13 protein-coding genes and 1 pseudogene are annotated in these 16,567 nt (G+C 48.4%); all 14 read right to left on the reverse strand.

All coding sequences use genetic code 11. From position 1 onward, the window contains the following. Positions 1–8: 8 nt before the first annotated feature. Positions 9–1,268: a UDP-N-acetylglucosamine 1-carboxyvinyltransferase gene (gene murA / locus T494_RS0111615; RefSeq protein WP_028506429.1), complete on the reverse strand. Its 1,260-nt coding sequence runs from the start codon at positions 1,266–1,268 to the stop codon at positions 9–11. Positions 1,269–1,340: 72 nt separating this feature from the next. Continuing rightward, a complete protein-coding gene (locus T494_RS0111620) occupies positions 1,341–2,249 on the reverse strand; it encodes a hypothetical protein (protein ID WP_028506430.1) in 909 nt (302 codons plus the stop codon). Positions 2,250–2,300: 51 nt separating this feature from the next. Next, positions 2,301–3,431: an undecaprenyldiphospho-muramoylpentapeptide beta-N-acetylglucosaminyltransferase gene (gene murG / locus T494_RS0111625; protein ID WP_028506431.1), complete on the reverse strand. Its 1,131-nt coding sequence runs from the start codon at positions 3,429–3,431 to the stop codon at positions 2,301–2,303. 558 nt (positions 3,432–3,989) lie between these two features. Then, complete coding sequence (locus T494_RS0111630; protein WP_028506432.1) at positions 3,990–5,213, reverse strand: putative peptidoglycan glycosyltransferase FtsW; 1,224 nt, start codon at positions 5,211–5,213, stop codon at positions 3,990–3,992. 35 nt (positions 5,214–5,248) lie between these two features. Further along, on the reverse strand, positions 5,249–6,298 hold the full coding sequence (locus T494_RS13150; protein WP_051540408.1) for a hypothetical protein: 1,050 nt from the start codon (positions 6,296–6,298) through the stop codon (positions 5,249–5,251). 103 nt (positions 6,299–6,401) lie between these two features. Beyond that, positions 6,402–7,757, reverse strand: coding sequence for a UDP-N-acetylmuramoyl-tripeptide--D-alanyl-D-alanine ligase (murF, locus tag T494_RS0111640; protein WP_028506433.1), 1,356 nt, complete (start codon positions 7,755–7,757; stop codon positions 6,402–6,404). A 145-nt stretch (positions 7,758–7,902) separates the two neighbouring features. Next, positions 7,903–9,351, reverse strand: a complete 1,449-nt coding sequence (locus T494_RS0111645; RefSeq protein WP_028506434.1) for a UDP-N-acetylmuramoyl-L-alanyl-D-glutamate--2,6-diaminopimelate ligase — start codon at positions 9,349–9,351, stop codon at positions 7,903–7,905. 57 nt (positions 9,352–9,408) lie between these two features. Continuing rightward, entirely contained in the window at positions 9,409–11,715 is a 2,307-nt protein-coding gene (locus tag T494_RS0111650) for a penicillin-binding transpeptidase domain-containing protein (protein ID WP_242836448.1), read from the reverse strand. Positions 11,716–11,863: 148 nt separating this feature from the next. Then, positions 11,864–12,331 (reverse strand): FtsL-like putative cell division protein, encoded by a 468-nt coding sequence (locus tag T494_RS13155; protein WP_051540410.1) that lies wholly within the window; start codon positions 12,329–12,331, stop codon positions 11,864–11,866. Between the two features lie 188 nt (positions 12,332–12,519). Further along, positions 12,520–13,449, reverse strand: a complete 930-nt coding sequence (rsmH, locus tag T494_RS0111660; RefSeq protein ID WP_028506436.1) for a 16S rRNA (cytosine(1402)-N(4))-methyltransferase RsmH — start codon at positions 13,447–13,449, stop codon at positions 12,520–12,522. Continuing rightward, on the reverse strand, positions 13,449–13,904 hold the full coding sequence (mraZ, locus tag T494_RS0111665; protein WP_347490904.1) for a division/cell wall cluster transcriptional repressor MraZ: 456 nt from the start codon (positions 13,902–13,904) through the stop codon (positions 13,449–13,451). The genes rsmH and mraZ overlap by 1 nt, the downstream gene beginning before the upstream one ends. Before the next feature lie 631 nt (positions 13,905–14,535). Further along, on the reverse strand, positions 14,536–15,102 hold the full coding sequence (locus T494_RS0111670) for an inorganic diphosphatase (RefSeq protein ID WP_028506438.1): 567 nt from the start codon (positions 15,100–15,102) through the stop codon (positions 14,536–14,538). A 5-nt stretch (positions 15,103–15,107) separates the two neighbouring features. Beyond that, a complete protein-coding gene (locus T494_RS0111675; protein WP_037344852.1) occupies positions 15,108–15,671 on the reverse strand; it encodes a hypothetical protein in 564 nt (187 codons plus the stop codon). An 88-nt stretch (positions 15,672–15,759) separates the two neighbouring features. Next, positions 15,760–16,567: pseudogene (locus T494_RS13160) on the reverse strand (hypothetical protein); the annotation flags it as partial.

The raw sequence follows: 16,567 nt of genomic DNA on the forward strand, positions 1-16,567 counted from the left end.
CACTTTCCTTAGCTTTTTATCCTTTTTATATCAGCGCCCACCGAGCGGAGCACTGTCTCTATGTTTTCGTATCCACGGTCGATATAGCACAGGTTTTCCACCCTGCTCTCTCCCTGAGCGCCAAGAGCCGCAAGCACAAGGCAAGCCCCTCCCCGAAGGTCAAGGGCTCTGACAGTTGCTCCGCAAAGCTTTTTGACACCCCTTATCACCGCGACCTTCCCCTCGGTCTTTATATCCGCACCCATGCGCACAAGCTCATCAACGTGGCGGTAGCGGTTGGAGAAAATATTTTCCACCATCACCGATGTTCCTGCCGCCTTTGCCAGCGCCGCCATCACAGGCGCCTGGGCGTCGGTGGGAAATCCCGGGTAAGGCATGGTCCTTATGGTGTTCACAGCGCACAGAGGTTTCTTTGCGCTTATAAATATACGGTCATCGTAAGTAAATACGCTGCAGTTCATCTGTTGGAAAACGGATATCACCGAGCGCATATGACGAGGGTCCGCCCCTTTGATATCAAGCTCGCCCCCTGTGACCGCCGCCGCCGACATAAACGTAGCGGCAACTATCCTGTCGGGCATTACCGAGTATTCGCAGCCGTGGAGCTTATCCACTCCGCTTATGACCACGGTAGGAGTACCCTGTCCCCTTATCCTTGCTCCGCAGCGCACCAGGAAATTGCCAAGATCGGTGATCTCCGGTTCTGTGGCAGCATTAGTTATAACTGTTTCGCCCTTTGCCAGTACCGCCGCAAGCATGATATTCTCCGTAGCCCCCACCGACGGGAACCCCAGATCTATCCTTGCCCCATGCAGCCCACCGGGACATTCACAGCACATACCGCCGTATTCCTCGCTGATCCTGACCCCCATCTGCTCCATTGCGCTAAGGTGCATATCTATGGGTCTTGGTCCCAACTCGCACCCTCCGGGCGGTGACAGCTCACACTCTCCCTTTCTTCCCAGGATCGCCCCGAGAAAGACTATGGACGAGCGCATCTCCCTCATCAGCTCCTCCGGCACCGCACAGCAGTTCATATCTCTTGCATCAACGCTGACACAGTGGTCGTGGTAAGAGCATTTACATCCCAGCTTGTTAAGTATCCTGCAAGCAGCGAACACGTCGCTCAGCGCAGGGCAGTTTTTCAGTCTGACCTCACCGCTGCACAAAGCGCAGCCGGCAAGCAGAGCAAGGGCACTGTTCTTGGCACCCTGAAGAGGTATTTCACCGCTGAGGCGTTTTGCGCCTCTTATGGCAAGCTTTTGCATAAAAGTCAACTCCTTTAAAAGTAAATAAAGGTCTGACTTATCTTATGCTCAGCCGCTCCCGCAGGTGAAAGCTCAGCTCATGTCCAGAAGTATATTGTTTGAAACAAAAATGAAAGAAGGGATACAAGGCACAGAAAGACCGAACACTTTTTTGTTCATTCCCTCTGTTGCGATTATCATGGAGGATACCGCCTCGTTAAATTCCTTTTCCGAAAGGTCTGCAACGTTCACAAGTACCTCAATAGTTATCGTCTTTGAGCCGAATGCAGGTATCTCCGCAGGCTCCTGGTCGCCGTTTTCCTTTTTGTCCGCCATGGAAATGTATGCTATCCTGTCCTTGTACTGCGAAGCGACTTTTTTCACCACAAACTTTGGTATCTCCACCTTGAAAGGCGAAAGGTTCCTTGCGTTGTACGCCAGCTTTACCACACGATAATTTTCCATTTTTTCCGAGGTAAACGCCTTCTGACTGTTCATGGAATAGTGTGACGATGCATAGGCTTTCAGCTCAGTCATGCCCATATTCTTAAAGACGTTGGCTTCCTTATCCACCACGCTGCTTGAGGTGTCGTCGGAAATAATAGGCGGGAAAGCAAACATCATAAACAGCAGAAACGTCACCGCCACCGTGCACCAGATAACAATGGTCTTTTTCTTTACATACTGGTTACCCAGCTTTACGCCACGGTTAAGGCCTGTTGCCTTTGGTATCTCTTTTGCGTTGAAATCGCTGAAATCTTCCTCCTGCTCTTCCTCTTCATCCTTTGAGGTGCGAAGGTTCATTGCAGGGTCTTCATAAAGTATTGCCCTTTCAAAAGAGCCCTTGTTATGGCTCTCACCCTTTGAAAACAGGGATTCTGCGTACTGATTGGTAAGACTGCCCCTGTGCTTTGGGGTATTCAGCGCACGTATCTCCTGCTTGTCGGGCAGTCTTATGCTATCCATATCTCCCGAACCGGGATTTTTCTTTACTTTAGCCATTTAACATTCCCCTTAATAACGTTTATGACATCCGTATTACCGTATAACTTATCACTTTGTAAGCAGCTCGTCAAGAGCTTTCATTATTCTCTCCCGAGTGTCCGGGATATGCAGCTTAGCCGCATTTTCCGCAGAGCTTTTCAGCTTCTCCGGGTCGTTTATATAGCCCATGACCGTGTTGATGAAAAGCTCATCCGTAAGATCCTTCTCCTCGATAACAACACCAGCACCTGCCTTTTGCAGCACCATTCCGTTGTGATACTGATGGTTTTCCGCAACCATAGGTGACGGTATCATCACTGCCGGTCTGCCCATAGCCTCTATCTCCGTAAGCGCACCCGCTCCGCAGCGTGTTATGACCAGATCGCAGGCAGCCATTGCCACAGGCATATTTACATAGCTCTCAACGATCCGGTGAGGGTCATCCTTGACCTTTACACCGTCTTTCTCAAGATCCTGTACATAGTCCTTGTAGTCCACATATGTGCCGTAAGAATGAATGTGGTTAACTTTGATGTTGTTGTCCTGATAGTATTTAAGCAGCTTCGCCGCATAGGTGTTCACCGTAAGCGAACCAAGGCTTCCGCCTGTTGACAGAACGCAGACCGTGTCCCTGTCAAAGCCAAGCTTATCCCTTGCCTCCTGCTTTGACATCCTGCTGAAAGCGTTTCTTACAGGAAGCCCCGTAACAACCACTTTTTTCGCCTTTTCAAAATACTTTTTGGCTTCCTTGACGCTGACCATTACCACATCAGCGTGCTTTGAAAGGATCTTGTTTGTCACGCCTGCATATGCGTTCTGCTCATGCACAGCAGTCCTGATCCCCATTTTTGAAGCCGCCCTGACCACAGGTCCCGAAACATATCCGCCGGTGCCAACCACAAGATCAGGCTTGAAATCTCTGATTATCCTCTTGCAGGTCTTCCCCGACCTCATAAGATAACCCACAGCCTTGAAGTTGCGCTTTATGTTCTCCGGACTGATGTGCCTCTGAAAACCCTCTATACGTACCGGCTCAAACCTGTATCCAGCCTTTTCAACAAGCTTTGCCTCTATTTTGTCAGGATTTCCCGCAAAACAAAACTCTGTGTCCGGGTATCTCTCTTTTATTATCTCCGCTATCGCAAGCGCAGGGTTTACGTGCCCCGCCGTGCCTCCGCCAGCCAGTAATACTCTGTACATCTATTATCAGCTCCATAATATCTATGTCGTTCTAAATCAGAATTTACCGCAGTACCCTTGGGTAGCAGCTGGGGGAACTCTTTTAAGAGAAGATTTCCCCCAGACCCCCTCAGAAACCTATTAATGATTTTTCCCCACCCCGTCTGCGACGGGGCAGGAAAAAATAACTATAAGTCCTAAGGAGATATGAGAACCCCCTTAAGAGAAATCCCCAACTACTATGCAAGGATAATGCGCCAAATCGTGCATATTAAAAAGGTTTGGGGTCAAGCCCTTTCCTAAAAAGGGCTTGCGGGTCGAGGGCGGCGCCCTCGTCGCTCTCCGCAGAGAGCGAAATCCCCCTACATCGTGCGCTCCGCAAGGGGTGAATTTCAAAACAGCCCGGTGGACTGTTTTGAAAGAGGGGACGCCCTGCAAGAGAGGGCGTGCCCCTTTGGAAAGCGCAAAACTCTTTTCCCTCAAGCCGCCTGCAAAAAGGCGGCTTGAATCTCATATAATGAGCACCTATGACCCCTTCGGGTGCACAACTATTATTTTGATAATAATATAAATTCTGATTTATTTTTTCATATTAGCCTGGCGTGAAATATTGAGCATAATACCCATTTCCGCCATTTGGATCATCAAAGCGGTACCTCCGTAGCTAAAGAACGGCAGGGCGATACCGGTGTTAGGGAAAGCATTGCAGGCGACCATGATATTGAAGAACGCCTGTGAGCCTATCTGGATCGTAATACCGGCGGCGACCAGGGTACCGAATCTGTCCTTGGCGTGGCTTGCGATCTGGAAGCCCTTAAAAATAAACATCACGAAAAGCAGCACGACTATCAAGCCGCCGATAAAGCCCAGCTCCTCGCAAACGATAGAGAACACAAAGTCATTCTGTGACTCCGGGAGGTACAGGAACTTCTGCCTTGATTCGCCGAATCCGAGCCCGTTCCAACCGCCCGAACCGATAGCCAGCAGCGACTGGTATGTCTGCCACGTTGAGCCCTGGGGGTCGCTCTCCGGGTTTCTCCAGCTCTGTATTCTTTCAGATATGTATGAAAATCCCGAGCCGCCTGCCAGAAGCTTCAATCCCACCGCAAGCAGCCCCACAAGTATCATCACGCCGATGAATATCCAGAACGTCTTTGAGGGCATTCCGCTTACATACATCATGCAAATGCCGATTATGCCCACCAGCATTACCGCCGACATATGTCTTTGCAGCACCAGCACTCCGCCAACCATTCCAAGAATGATAATAAACGGCAGAACGCAGTATTTCCAGTCCTTGAATTTAGGAAAATTTACCGCCATGATGTAGGCGAACACAAGAATGAACGTTACCTTCAGAAGCTCCGAAGGCTGGAACTGGATAAAACCGAAGTCTATCCACCGCCTTGCATTGGCGGTCTCCGTGCCCACAAACAGCGTGGCAATGCATACGCCGAAAACAACTATAAATCCCAGATAAACTATCTTCGTGTTCTGGAAAAAGTGGTAATCAAATACCGAAAGCAGCAGCATTGCAGCGATACCAATACCGCCTGCAAATGCCTGACGTTTCAGATAGTAGGTACCGTCGCCCGTGTCCGCAAGTCCCCAGCCGTAGGATGCCGAGAACATCATTACCAGTCCGAACACCACCAGCACCATTACCAGCACAAAAAACGGCTTATCTATCTCGGTGAATATAAGTCTGAGATTGAGTTTTTTTCTCGCCTGAGCAACAGGCTGATTGACAGGGACGGTGTCATAATAATTGACATTTTGTTCTGTATTTGTTCTGTCGGCCAATTTTATTCCTCCTGGAAAGATCTTTACACAAAGTTTTATTTATTCAAAAGTATGCCGTCCGCATAGGAAGCATACACAAATGTTCCCACAGCACCTAAAAGTGTGAGCAGTGCGCTTGCACCCATTATCCTGTAATCGCTCCAGCCTCTGTTTGTCAGATGTCCGTGGAGGGTAAGCCCCTTGAACAAAAGCTGTTTTTTGCGCTTGAAAACCAGTCTGCCGATAAGGGTGCAAACCCCGTCGGCAATAAAAACTATCCCGCTGCATAAAAACGCAAGAGGCATATTCGTTGTAACGGTTATGACCGCAATGCACCCACCGAGAAATGAGCTTCCCGACCTGCCAAGATACATTTTTGAAGGGCTTATCCCCCACACTAAGTATGCTCCGCAGGCACCTGCCGCAACAACGCTGAATATCTGGGGTATCTCAAGGCGGGGATACAGCCCGCACGCTCCTGCGCTGCCGAGACAGAACATCATCGAGGTCAAAGCGCATAAGCCGTCGCAGCCCTGATCCGTGACCCCTCCCGGGCAGTCATGCAGCTCCGTTAAACCTATTATAACAGTCATAAAGCCTGCTGTCAATGGATAAAATATAAACCCAAGTTCAATATTTCCCATATGAAACGGAAGGAGCAGTCTTGTGTCCAGCACGCCCACATATCCCAGCAGACAGCAATAGCCAAGGCACAGCACCCATCGCCATAAAATGACCCAGCGTCGCTTTGGTCCGATGCCCCTTCCGGTGTCGCTGTTATAGTCCCGGACAAGCCCGGCGGCGGTTATGAGAAGCACCAGAGCCGCACTTGCGGCGAAAACCGATAGGTCCGTGTTTCCCATTGCCCCGCCGTCAGAGGATAAGCTGCGTCCGACAATTCCCACCGTCAGACCAAGCACCATTATCAGCGCCATAACAAGCCCTGCAAATTTAGGCTCGCTGCCGTCCTTTTTGAACCTGTCGCCGATATAAAGGTCAAACTTTCCCGTCTTCACCCTGCGGAAAAACGGGATAAAAAAACGAAAGAGCACCGTTCCTCCTGCAAGCTCCGCCAGTAGTATTACGCTTTGCACCTGCCAGTTCATCAGTTGCTCTCTCCTTATTGATCCTGTGTTTTTAAGATCTGTTTAACACTTATGCAAGATAAAGGTCAAATATTTATGTTTTGTAAAACTATATCGTTTCAAATCATATTGCTTCAAAGACTTTCTCCAGAGCCATGCCCCTGCTTCCCTTCAGAAGAACGGAATCGCCCTTGCGAAGTTTTGACCTGAGATAGTCTGCCAACTCGTCCTTGTCGGAAAAGTGCATACACCTGCTCTTGTCAAAACCGTTCTCCACCGCACCAAGAATGTAATTCCTGGCAAGCTCTCCGAAACAGTAAAGCCTGTCAGCATGGGAATCTGCCACGTATTTACCCACAGCCTTGTGGAATTCTGCGCTCCTTTCCCCAAGCTCAAGCATATCCGCAAGGACGCAGTAGCGCATTCCGTCAGTCTCAAGCTGGTCAAGAACGGAAATGCTGGAGCGCATAGAGTCGGGAGCTGCGTTGTAGCAATCCACCACGAAGCTGACGCCGTTTTTAACTGTAATGTTCTGTCTGAGCCCTTCCGGTCGGAAGCTCTCAATGCCTTCAAGTATGCTCTCCACCGGCACTTCAAGGATAAGACCAACACAAAATGCCGCAAGGGCGTTCTTTACGTTATGTACGCCAATGCAGTTTATCCTTGCGTGAGCTATTTCTCCCCCGTAGCAGATGTCAAAATCCACACCTGCGTTGCGGTTGATTATATTTGCGGCGTAAACGTCGCAGTTTTTGTCCTTTACGCTATAATACCACACCTTGCGAAGTCCGTGTACAACGGCATTGGCAAGGAACTTGTCGTCCATATTCAGAACCAGCGGTGCGCCCTGCTTTGCCCCGTCAAGTATCTCCAGCTTTGCGGCAAGTATGTTCTCCTGTGAGCCGAGCTTTTCGATGTGAGACACTCCGATATTTGTTATTACGCACACCGACGGCTTACAGCTCATTGACATACGGGATATTTCTCCCCGGGCACTCATGCCCATTTCAATTACCGCCGCCCGGGTCTGTTTATCTATCCCAAAAAGAGTTTTGGGCATTCCTATCTCGTTATTCAGATTGCCCTGAGTTTTCAAGGTCTTATACTTCTGTGCCACAACAAGGGATATCATATCCTTTGTGGTGGTCTTTCCCACGCTGCCCGTTACGCCCACAAGGGGTATATCAAACTTGTCACGGTAATAACCTGCAAGGTCAAGCAAAGCCTGAGCCGTGGAGTCAACTATAATGCACCTTGCACCCTCTACCGCCCTTTCGGTTATGACTGCCTGAGCACCAAGCTCCATCGCCTTGGCAGCAAAATCATGACCGTCAAAGCGTGCACCCCTCAACGCAAGAAACACCGACCCTTCGGTTATGGTGCGGGTGTCGGTGGAAATATTGTCTATTAAGGCATCGTCAGGATATCCATAGCTTCCCTTTACTGCCTTTACTATTTCCGACAGTTTCATCTGTTCCATTTTATAATTCACTCCCTGCCTGTTACAGTATATATCATTCAGAACTTACGCAGTACCCTTGTGTATCAACCGGGGGAGCAATTTTAAGAAAAATGCCCCCCGATAAAGCTGCAAAAGGGGTTCCCCGATGGTTGCACAGGGTATATTATCTGCCTTCTTCAGAAAGCTCATTAAGGGCTTCTGCCACGACTTCACGCTCATCGAAATGTATCTTCACGCCGCCTGCCAGGATCTGATAATCCTCATGGCCTTTACCTGCCAGGACGATAATATCGTCTTTTTCTGCGTTTTTAACAGCCCAGTGGATAGCTTCACGTCGGTCACAGATCTTAACATAGGGTGTACTTTTACCTTGCAGACCAACGAGAATATCCTTTATTATCTCCTCGGGGTCCTCATTCCTCGGGTTATCCGAGGTAACGATAAGGAAGTCGGAATTATCCGCAGCAGCAGCTGCCATAAGCGGACGCTTTGTAGCATCTCTGTTTCCGCCGCAGCCAAAGAGGCACTTAACTTTTCCGGTAGAGCTTTCCTTAATAGCTTTGAGCACGTTCACCAGCGCATCCGGGGTGTGGGCATAGTCACAGATAACGGTAAAATCCCTGTGTGTGGGGACTATCTCCGCTCTGCCTCTTACGCCGCCCTGGTCGGCAAGCGCCTTTATGACCTTATCAACGTCATATCCCAGCGTCTCGCAGCAAGCTATTACTGCCAGGGAATTTGAAACATTGAAAAGTCCGGGCATACCGAACTTTACGTTGCGTTTTCTTATGCCGTCGGAGTAAACATACTTCACTCCGCTTGCGGAAAGCAGCACGTCGTCCCCCACAAAATCAGCTGAACCGCCCACAGAATATGTCTTGACCGGGCAGGTAACTTCGCTTATATATCTTCTTCCGTACTCGTCGTCACAGTTTATTATAGCAGTTCTGGAAATATAGAAAAGCTCTTTTTTCGCCAGATAGTAGTTCTCCATTGTGCCATGGACATCAAGGTGGTCCTGAGTAAGGTTGGTAAAGATGCCCACCTCGTATGTGCAAGCGGCAACACGCTTTTGCTCAAGTCCCTGTGAGGACACCTCCATTACCGCATAATCGCAGCCCGCCTTTACCATTTTGTCAAAAAGCTCATAAAGGTCATAAGGCTCCGGGGTGGTTCTGGATGTGGGATAGATACTGTCGCCTATCTCGTTCTGGCAGGTGCCGATAAGTCCCACCTTGCAGCCAAGGGAGGTAAGCACTTTTTTTATCATAGTTGTTATAGTGGTCTTGCCGTTGGTGCCTGTAACGCCTATCAGGCGCAGCTTATCCTGAGGATTGCCAAACCAGTTGGCGCACATACGAGGATAAGCCCCACGGGTGTCGTCTATGATTATCTGGTTTTCAAGTCCCAGGTCACGCTGACACACCACCACAGTGCAGCCCTTTGCGACCATATCCTTTGCGGCATCGTGCCCGTCAAAGGTATTGCCCTTTATGCACACAAAGACTGTGCCCGGCTTTATCTCGCTTCGTGTATCGCAGGTAACTCCCGATACCTCAATATCAGGTATATCCACCTGAGATACGTTTTTCATCAATTCATACAGTTTCATTTTGCATTTCCCCTGAATATTTTTTTACCATAGCTTGGTTTTTTTATTTTGCTCACGCTACTGTGAAGATACGGTAGAGCTTGCAAAGGTAACGGATATTGCCGTTCCCACAGGGACAGATTTTCCGGCAGTTGCCTGCTGATCTCCCCGGGCAATGGCTCCCGTTTCGCTGGCTCCCGCTCCCTGGGCTGTAAGGTTCAGTCCATAGGATTCCAGCAGCTCCTTAGCCTGCTGTCTTGTAAGACCTGCTATGCTTGGAACGGTGACCATTTCAAGCTTTGTATCGTCGGTACAAAGAACCACTGTTCCGCCGTTGTCGATAGCGGCACCTGTTGGGTACTGCTTCACAACAGAGCTTCCGCTGCCCACGACCTTCACTTTAAGTCCCAGATTTTCCAGAGTCTTCTTTGCGCTTTCAAGCTTATAGGTCTGAACATTGGGGACAGTTACCTGGAGAGTCTTGCGCTCCTCCTCGGTATACTGCGGGAATATTTCCATATATGGCAGCAGCTCAGTCATAACCTTAACGCTTATCGGCGCAGCCACCTGGCTTCCGTAATACTGGTCTCCTGTTGGCTCATCCACCAGGATAAGCACCACCACCTGGGGGTCATCCACCGGTGCAAATGCGCAATAGGAGGCAACGTAGGTATTACCTGCTGCATTTTCGTCTATCTTCTGTGAGGTTCCCGACTTTCCGCCGATGCGGTAGCCCTGGATATAGCAGTTTGAGCTTTTGGCTTCTGTGACCACCTTTTCCAGGATATTTCGCATTTCCTGGGATGTCTTCTGAGATATTACCTGTCTTTTCTTCACCGGCTCGTTCTTCTTGACTATATTTCCGTTTTCGTCGGTAACGGTATTCACCACCTGGGGCGTGAGCAGGTCTCCGCCGTTTATAACGGAAGAAAAGGCAGTTATCATCTGGATAGCTGTGACCTTATTTGTCTGACCGAAGGACGATGATGCCAGCTCAACAGGACCGATTTTGTCCTTGGCAATGGTTATGGACATTGATTCGCCGGGCAGGTCGATACCTGTCAGGTCGGTAAAGCCAAAGGCTTCAAGGTACTTATAGAATTTCTCTGCCCCCAGAGTCAGACCTATCTGCACAAAGGCAGGGTTACATGAGTTTATCATGGCTTTCTGAAGGTTCTGGGAGCCGTGGTCAACGAATGACCAGCAGTGGAACGAGGTGTCCGCCACCTTGATCTGGGTATTACAGCTGAAAACGTCCTCAAGTGTTATTGCGTTTTCTTCAAGCGCTGCGGAGCCTGTAAAGGTTTTAAAGACAGATCCGGGGAAATATATCTCGGAGACCGCTTTGTTTTTCCACTGGGTAGACCAGGCATCAAGCTGCTGTTTCTTATACTCCTCGGAATTCTCGTCAAGACCGGCAAGCTTCTGAGCAGAGGCTTTATCGGTTACCTTTCCGGGATCGTTTGGATCATAGCTGTACTCGGTGGCCATGGCAAGGACCTTAGCGGTCTTGGGATCCATGATTATACCGGTGGCTCTGTACTTGGGTTTATGCTGGGCAACGCCGTCTTTAAGGGCTTTTTCCAGTATATACTGGATATTTGAATCAATATTCAGATTTATGCTGTATCCGTTCTGTGCGCTGTACTCCTGCTTGTAGCGGTAGGGGATCTCGTTGCCGTCGCCGTCCTTAGCGGTAACTATTCTTCCGTCTACGCCTGAGAGGTACTCGTTGTAATAAGATTCGATGCCGTATATTCCGTCGCCTTCAAATGAGGTATGACCGATAACATTGGCGGCAAGGGAATTCTGCGGATAGACACGGTTGGTGGTAGGTTCACACCTTACGCCGTCCACAGAAAGCTCGGTAAGCTTTTTCTCCACCGCATCGGCTACTGACTTATCCACATTTCTCTTGATTATCTTATATCTTGATTTTTCGTCCGTAAGGGCACTTCTCACCTGTGCGGTATCTGTGGCAAGCTTCTGGGACAAAAACGTTACCAGCTCATCAAGTATTTTTGAGCCGGGCTGGTTCTTTTCCAGTTTTGCACGGTACTCATTAAGCTTGCTTTCGTTCTTTTCGGTCTTTAAAAGCTCCTCAAGCTCAGCCCTGTTCTTATCCTTTTTATCCATATGCTCCTTGAGCATCACAGGGTCACAGTAGACGTTATACACCGTTGCGCTCTGAGCCAGTACCGAACCGGTGGCATCATAGATAGTTCCTCTTGATGCGGAAACGACCGTACTTTGCAGCTGCTGGCTATTGGCAAGAGCTTTCCAGTATCCGCCCTCCAGGACTGACACCTTCAGAACAGAATATATAATATAAACGGCCATTACTCCGAAAGGAATTATAAGGAGCAGATTTAGCCTTCTTTTCATCCTTGCACTTGGTCTGTCTGTCATGTTTTACTCCCTTACCACAATAAAACGGCGCAAATGCGCTGTTTTCCACTAACAATAATATAGAACAAGAAAGCCAGGCACAAATTTTATCTGTCCCTAACTTTCCTCATTGATATTTTATTCATCACAAGCCGAAGTATTCCAGCTTGGATACGAACCAGTTTTTGATCCTTACAAATATGCTGCGGTCTTTTGTTTCCACTACGGAAGCCACCGCATCGCTGTCCACCTCAACATATTCTATCTGAGATCTGTCCAGCTTTACAAGCCCCTCGCTTTTTGCATATTCCTCTATCTTGGTCATGCTGGTCTTTTGTGCCAGCTCCGATTCAAGACTGGTATTTCCGTTGCGAAGCTCGGTCAGCTCCGTTTGCAGACGGGTCTGCTCGGCACTCAGATCCGAGATCTGCACCTTTCCGTATATCATTACGCACAGCAGTCCGCAAACAAGCGCACAAAGGACAACGAATCTCAATGAAAAAAACTTATTCGCTGTGTCGGTATTCTTTTTTTGTTTGATCTCTCTGTCTACGACAGCCTCTTCCTCGGGGGCAGGGGCATAGTCATAGGCAAGGTTGTGTAACTTTGCCATAAGTCAAGCACCTCAAAGTTTAACAAACACTCTCTTTTTCCGCCCTTGTGCTGTTTGCAGATACAGCCCTGTGACTTACCCCGCACAAGGCGGGGATGATCACAAGCAATGACAATTAGGCAGATGTTTCTCTCTTTTTGTGGTTTCAGCTTTTTCTCTCTGTGCTGAAAATTCAAGCTTTTTTCTCTCTACAGCTTTTCAATTATGCGAAGCTTTGCGCTGTGGCTGCGGTTGTTCACCGCCAGCTCCTGCTCGCTTGCCTCGATAGGCTTTGAGCTTATCATTTTCCCTCGCGGTTTTTTACCGCAAATGCAGACGGGAAAATCCGGCGGACAGGTACAGCCTGTGCACAAGCTTTTAAATCTTTGCTTTACAAGTCTGTCTTCAAGTGAATGGAAGGATATTATACACAGCCGTCCTGCTGTGTTCAGGCAATCAAAGGTCTTATCCAGTGCGATGCTCAGATGTTCAAGCTCGCTGTTGACTTCGATCCTTATAGCCTGGAAAGTTTTTTTGCAAGGGTTTTTCTCTCTCCTCACCCTCTGAGGTACGGACGATTTTATCGCCTCGGCAAGCTCAAGTGTAGTTTCCAGAGGTCGATGTTCCCTGGCTTTCAATATCCCCATGGCTATGCTTCTGGCGTATTTTTCTTCGCCGTATTCAAATATAATTTTAGCCAGCTGTTCAAAGCTGTAATTATTAACAACATCTCTTGCGCTGAAGCCTTCACGGCTCATCCGCATATCAAGCGGTGCATCGGTATGATAGGAAAATCCTCTGCCTGCGTTATCCAGCTGGAACGAGGACACTCCAAGGTCAAGCAGTATACCGTCGACCTTATCTATCCCCAGATCTTCAAGTATGGAATCTATCTGTGAATAGTTGCCCTTTACCACCTGTGCCGGCAGACCTTCAAGCCTTTGTGTAGCCACCTTTACCGCATCAGGGTCCCTGTCTATGGCGATAAGCTTTCCTCCCGCTTGGGGGTCAAGCCTTTGTGCGATAGCCTTTGAGTGCCCTGCACCTCCTGCGGTGCCGTCAACATAAATGCCTCCCGGCTTTATATTCAAGCCGTTTATGCACTCATTAAGCATTACGGAAACGTGGTTGAACTCCATTAAAAATCAAGTCCTTCCAATGCCTCGGCAAGCTCCTGTTCACTGCCGCTGCTGACCTCTTCCCAGCGCTGCTTATCCCAGATCTCGCACCGGTCGCAAACGCCTGCCACCACTATCTCTTTATCAAGCTGTGCTGCCTGTCTGAGAGCCTGGGGGATAAGTATCCTGCCCTGCTTGTCCGGCTCGGCTTCACAAGCCCACGCCATAAAGCTTCTTTGCAGCGTTCTGGCTTTTGCCATGGGCAGCGAGCGTATCTTTTCAGCCTTTTTCTCGAAATTCTCTATTGAATACACGAAAAGGCAGCCGTCTATACCCTTTGTAACGATGAACCTCTCGCCCAGTGCTTCACGGAGCTTCGCCGGAAAGCTAAGCCTGCCCTTGGGGTCCATTGACTGATTATAGGTACCGATAAGCATTCCATCAAGGATGCTTGTACACTCTTTATCCTGCGGCAAGCTGTTCACCTCCCTGCCCTGAAAAAAATAGTCCCGGTGAGTTTTGGGAAAATATTTGGCACTGCGTACCACTTTTTTGCACTTTTCACCACTGTAAACTCATTATACACTATTTGTTTTCAAATTGCAATCGGTAAAAATCCCAAAATTTCGTTACAGGAGGGATTCCAGCCGGCTTGGAAAAGCAGAAAACAGGATTTGAAGGTGGAAATTGTAACCAAACTCGCAGGTGGTGTAATAAAATTGTAATCTATGAACAATTAAAACTCAAAAACCGCCACAATATGCTGTGTTCCGACACAAAAAAAGACCGAACATATTGCACCCGAAAGGCAACAATGGCACACCTTTCCCATATTAACTATAATAGTATGGCTATATTATACCACTACATATAGTATACGTCAATAGGATTTTTCAAAAAAGTTGTATTTGGAAGGAATTTTTACAGAAAAAGAAAACACCCTCTGACTTTTTGTCCGATCAGAGGGCGAAAATATTAAGAAACGGTAACAACTTTTTAGTTCTTTCTTTTAATTATTACAAACTTGATTTTGCGATTATTTATCTGAAAAATTCATTCTAAACAGAAAAAAGCGGTGATTTTGTGAAAAAACCACCGCTTTTGCAATTATTTTTCGATATCCATGGTCAAATTGCACAAATACGACTTACAATACGTCTCATTATATCTTTCTATGCACTTTCCCACTATCTTGATAGCTTCCTGTCTGTTCTGCACGTCGTCGATAACAGTTTCCTTATGTTCAAGGTTCTTATAGACGGTAAAAAAGTGCTTCATCTCGTCAAATATATGGGACGGGAGCTCGGAGATATCGTCGATATGGTTGTATGTGGGGTCGTTGACAGGGACGCAGATTATTTTCTCGTCGTTTGCTCCGTTGTCAAGCATCTTGATAACTCCTATGGGAACGCAGTCCACCAAAGACATGGGGACAAGTGTTTCGGAGCAGATGAGCAGAACGTCCAGCGGGTCTCCGTCCTCGGCGTATGTTCTTGGGATAAAGCCGTAGTTTGCAGGATAGTGGGTGGAGGTATAGAGTATACGGTCCATTCTCAGAAGTCCTGTTGCTTTATCAAGCTCATACTTTACCTTTGAGCCTTTGGGAATTTCTATTACCGCCATAAAGCGGTCCTTGTTTATCACCTTGGGTGAGATATCATGCCATACGTTCATACTTATTATTCCTCCTGACTTAGATACATTCCTGCCTGTTCAAGTGCCCCGGGGATATCATAGACCGTTTCCCCGTCCAGCTCCACAGGAGACAGGCTGCCCACGTTATCGTCGCTCAGCTGCTGCCAGAGGGTCGCAAAGCTGTCTTTTTCCTGCACGCCCAGTTTTTCCAGTGCTGCGGCAAAGCCTTGCGGGGACCTCAGATAAGCGGAAAACTCCTGATAGTCCTTAAAGTATATCTCCTCCTCGGTGGAGTTTGAGCCAAAGCCGAAGCGTGAGATACCGTCGTTTGCCACAAGCTCGCCAAAGCGTTTGATTATTGCCTCCGCCACAGGCTTTGTGCAATTATCAAGGTAATAGGTCTCATAGCTTTCGCCGTCCTCTGCGGGAAGCTCAAGAAAGAAGAAAACAGGCTCTTTTACTGATTTGATGAAAGCCCTTGCTGCGGGCAGGATCAACGGTGCGCTCAGGATCCCCTTTACATCCTCGCCCTGAACCGTAAATGCTGATACTACCTGTCCTGTACTGCGCAGGCTGACTCCCTGGCAGAGAATAAATTTTTCGTCCATTGTAAATTCCTTTTTAGTTAAGAATTAAGGCACTCCGTAAAGAAGTGCCTTAATATTACTTTGGTTTGTGCGTCAGGGTGAGATCAAATTACTCATCCTTCTTCTTCATAACAGCGAGAACAGAAACTGCTGCCAGAAGCGCTGCTGCTGCAAATGTGGAGCCTGCAAAACCTGTATTAGGTGTATTGTCTGCATCCTCATCGCCGCCGGAAGGCTTCTTGCCCTTATTGCTGTCATTGTCTCCGTCGTTGTCACCGCCGGAAGGCTTCTTGCCCTTGCTGCTGTCATTGTCTCCGTCGTTGTCGCCGCCGGAAGGCTTGCTGCTGTCATTATCACCGTCGTTGTCGCCGCCGGAAGGCTTGCTGCTGTCATCGGAAGGCTTACTGCTGTCGCCATCTGGTTTGCTGTCATCATCAGAAGTAGCCTTCTTTGCGTCACAGATCTCGATGGTCGTACCGTTCTGATAGAAGTAACCTGTGGTTGCTTTATCGTCATAAGCGGTCTTTGCACCTGTTGCAGTAACTGTACCGTCACTGTTTACTGTGAACTCCAGCTTAGATGTGATAACATCGTACTTGTTTCCCGCTGCATCGACTACACTGTCGCCGGACTCTGTAAGTTCATATGTGCCCTCTTCAAGCTCAACTTCCCATGTCTTTCCGATCTGAGATGTCCAGCTCTGAGATTTGGACTCGCCCTTCTTGGTGATTGTGAGGATCGCTCCTGCAAGCTCTTCATCACCGCTGATGGTCTTCTTATCGAATACCACCTTCGTTTTTGTTGGCGTTGGTGTAGGTGTAGCCTTCTTAGCGTCACAGATCTCGATAGTGGTTTCGTTCTTGTAGAAGTAACCTTCGGTTGCTGTGGTATCGTAAGCTGTCTTTGCATCTGCTGCG

This window comes from Ruminococcus sp. FC2018 (genome assembly GCF_000621805.1).
Classification (GTDB): domain Bacteria; phylum Bacillota; class Clostridia; order Oscillospirales; family Ruminococcaceae; genus Hominimerdicola.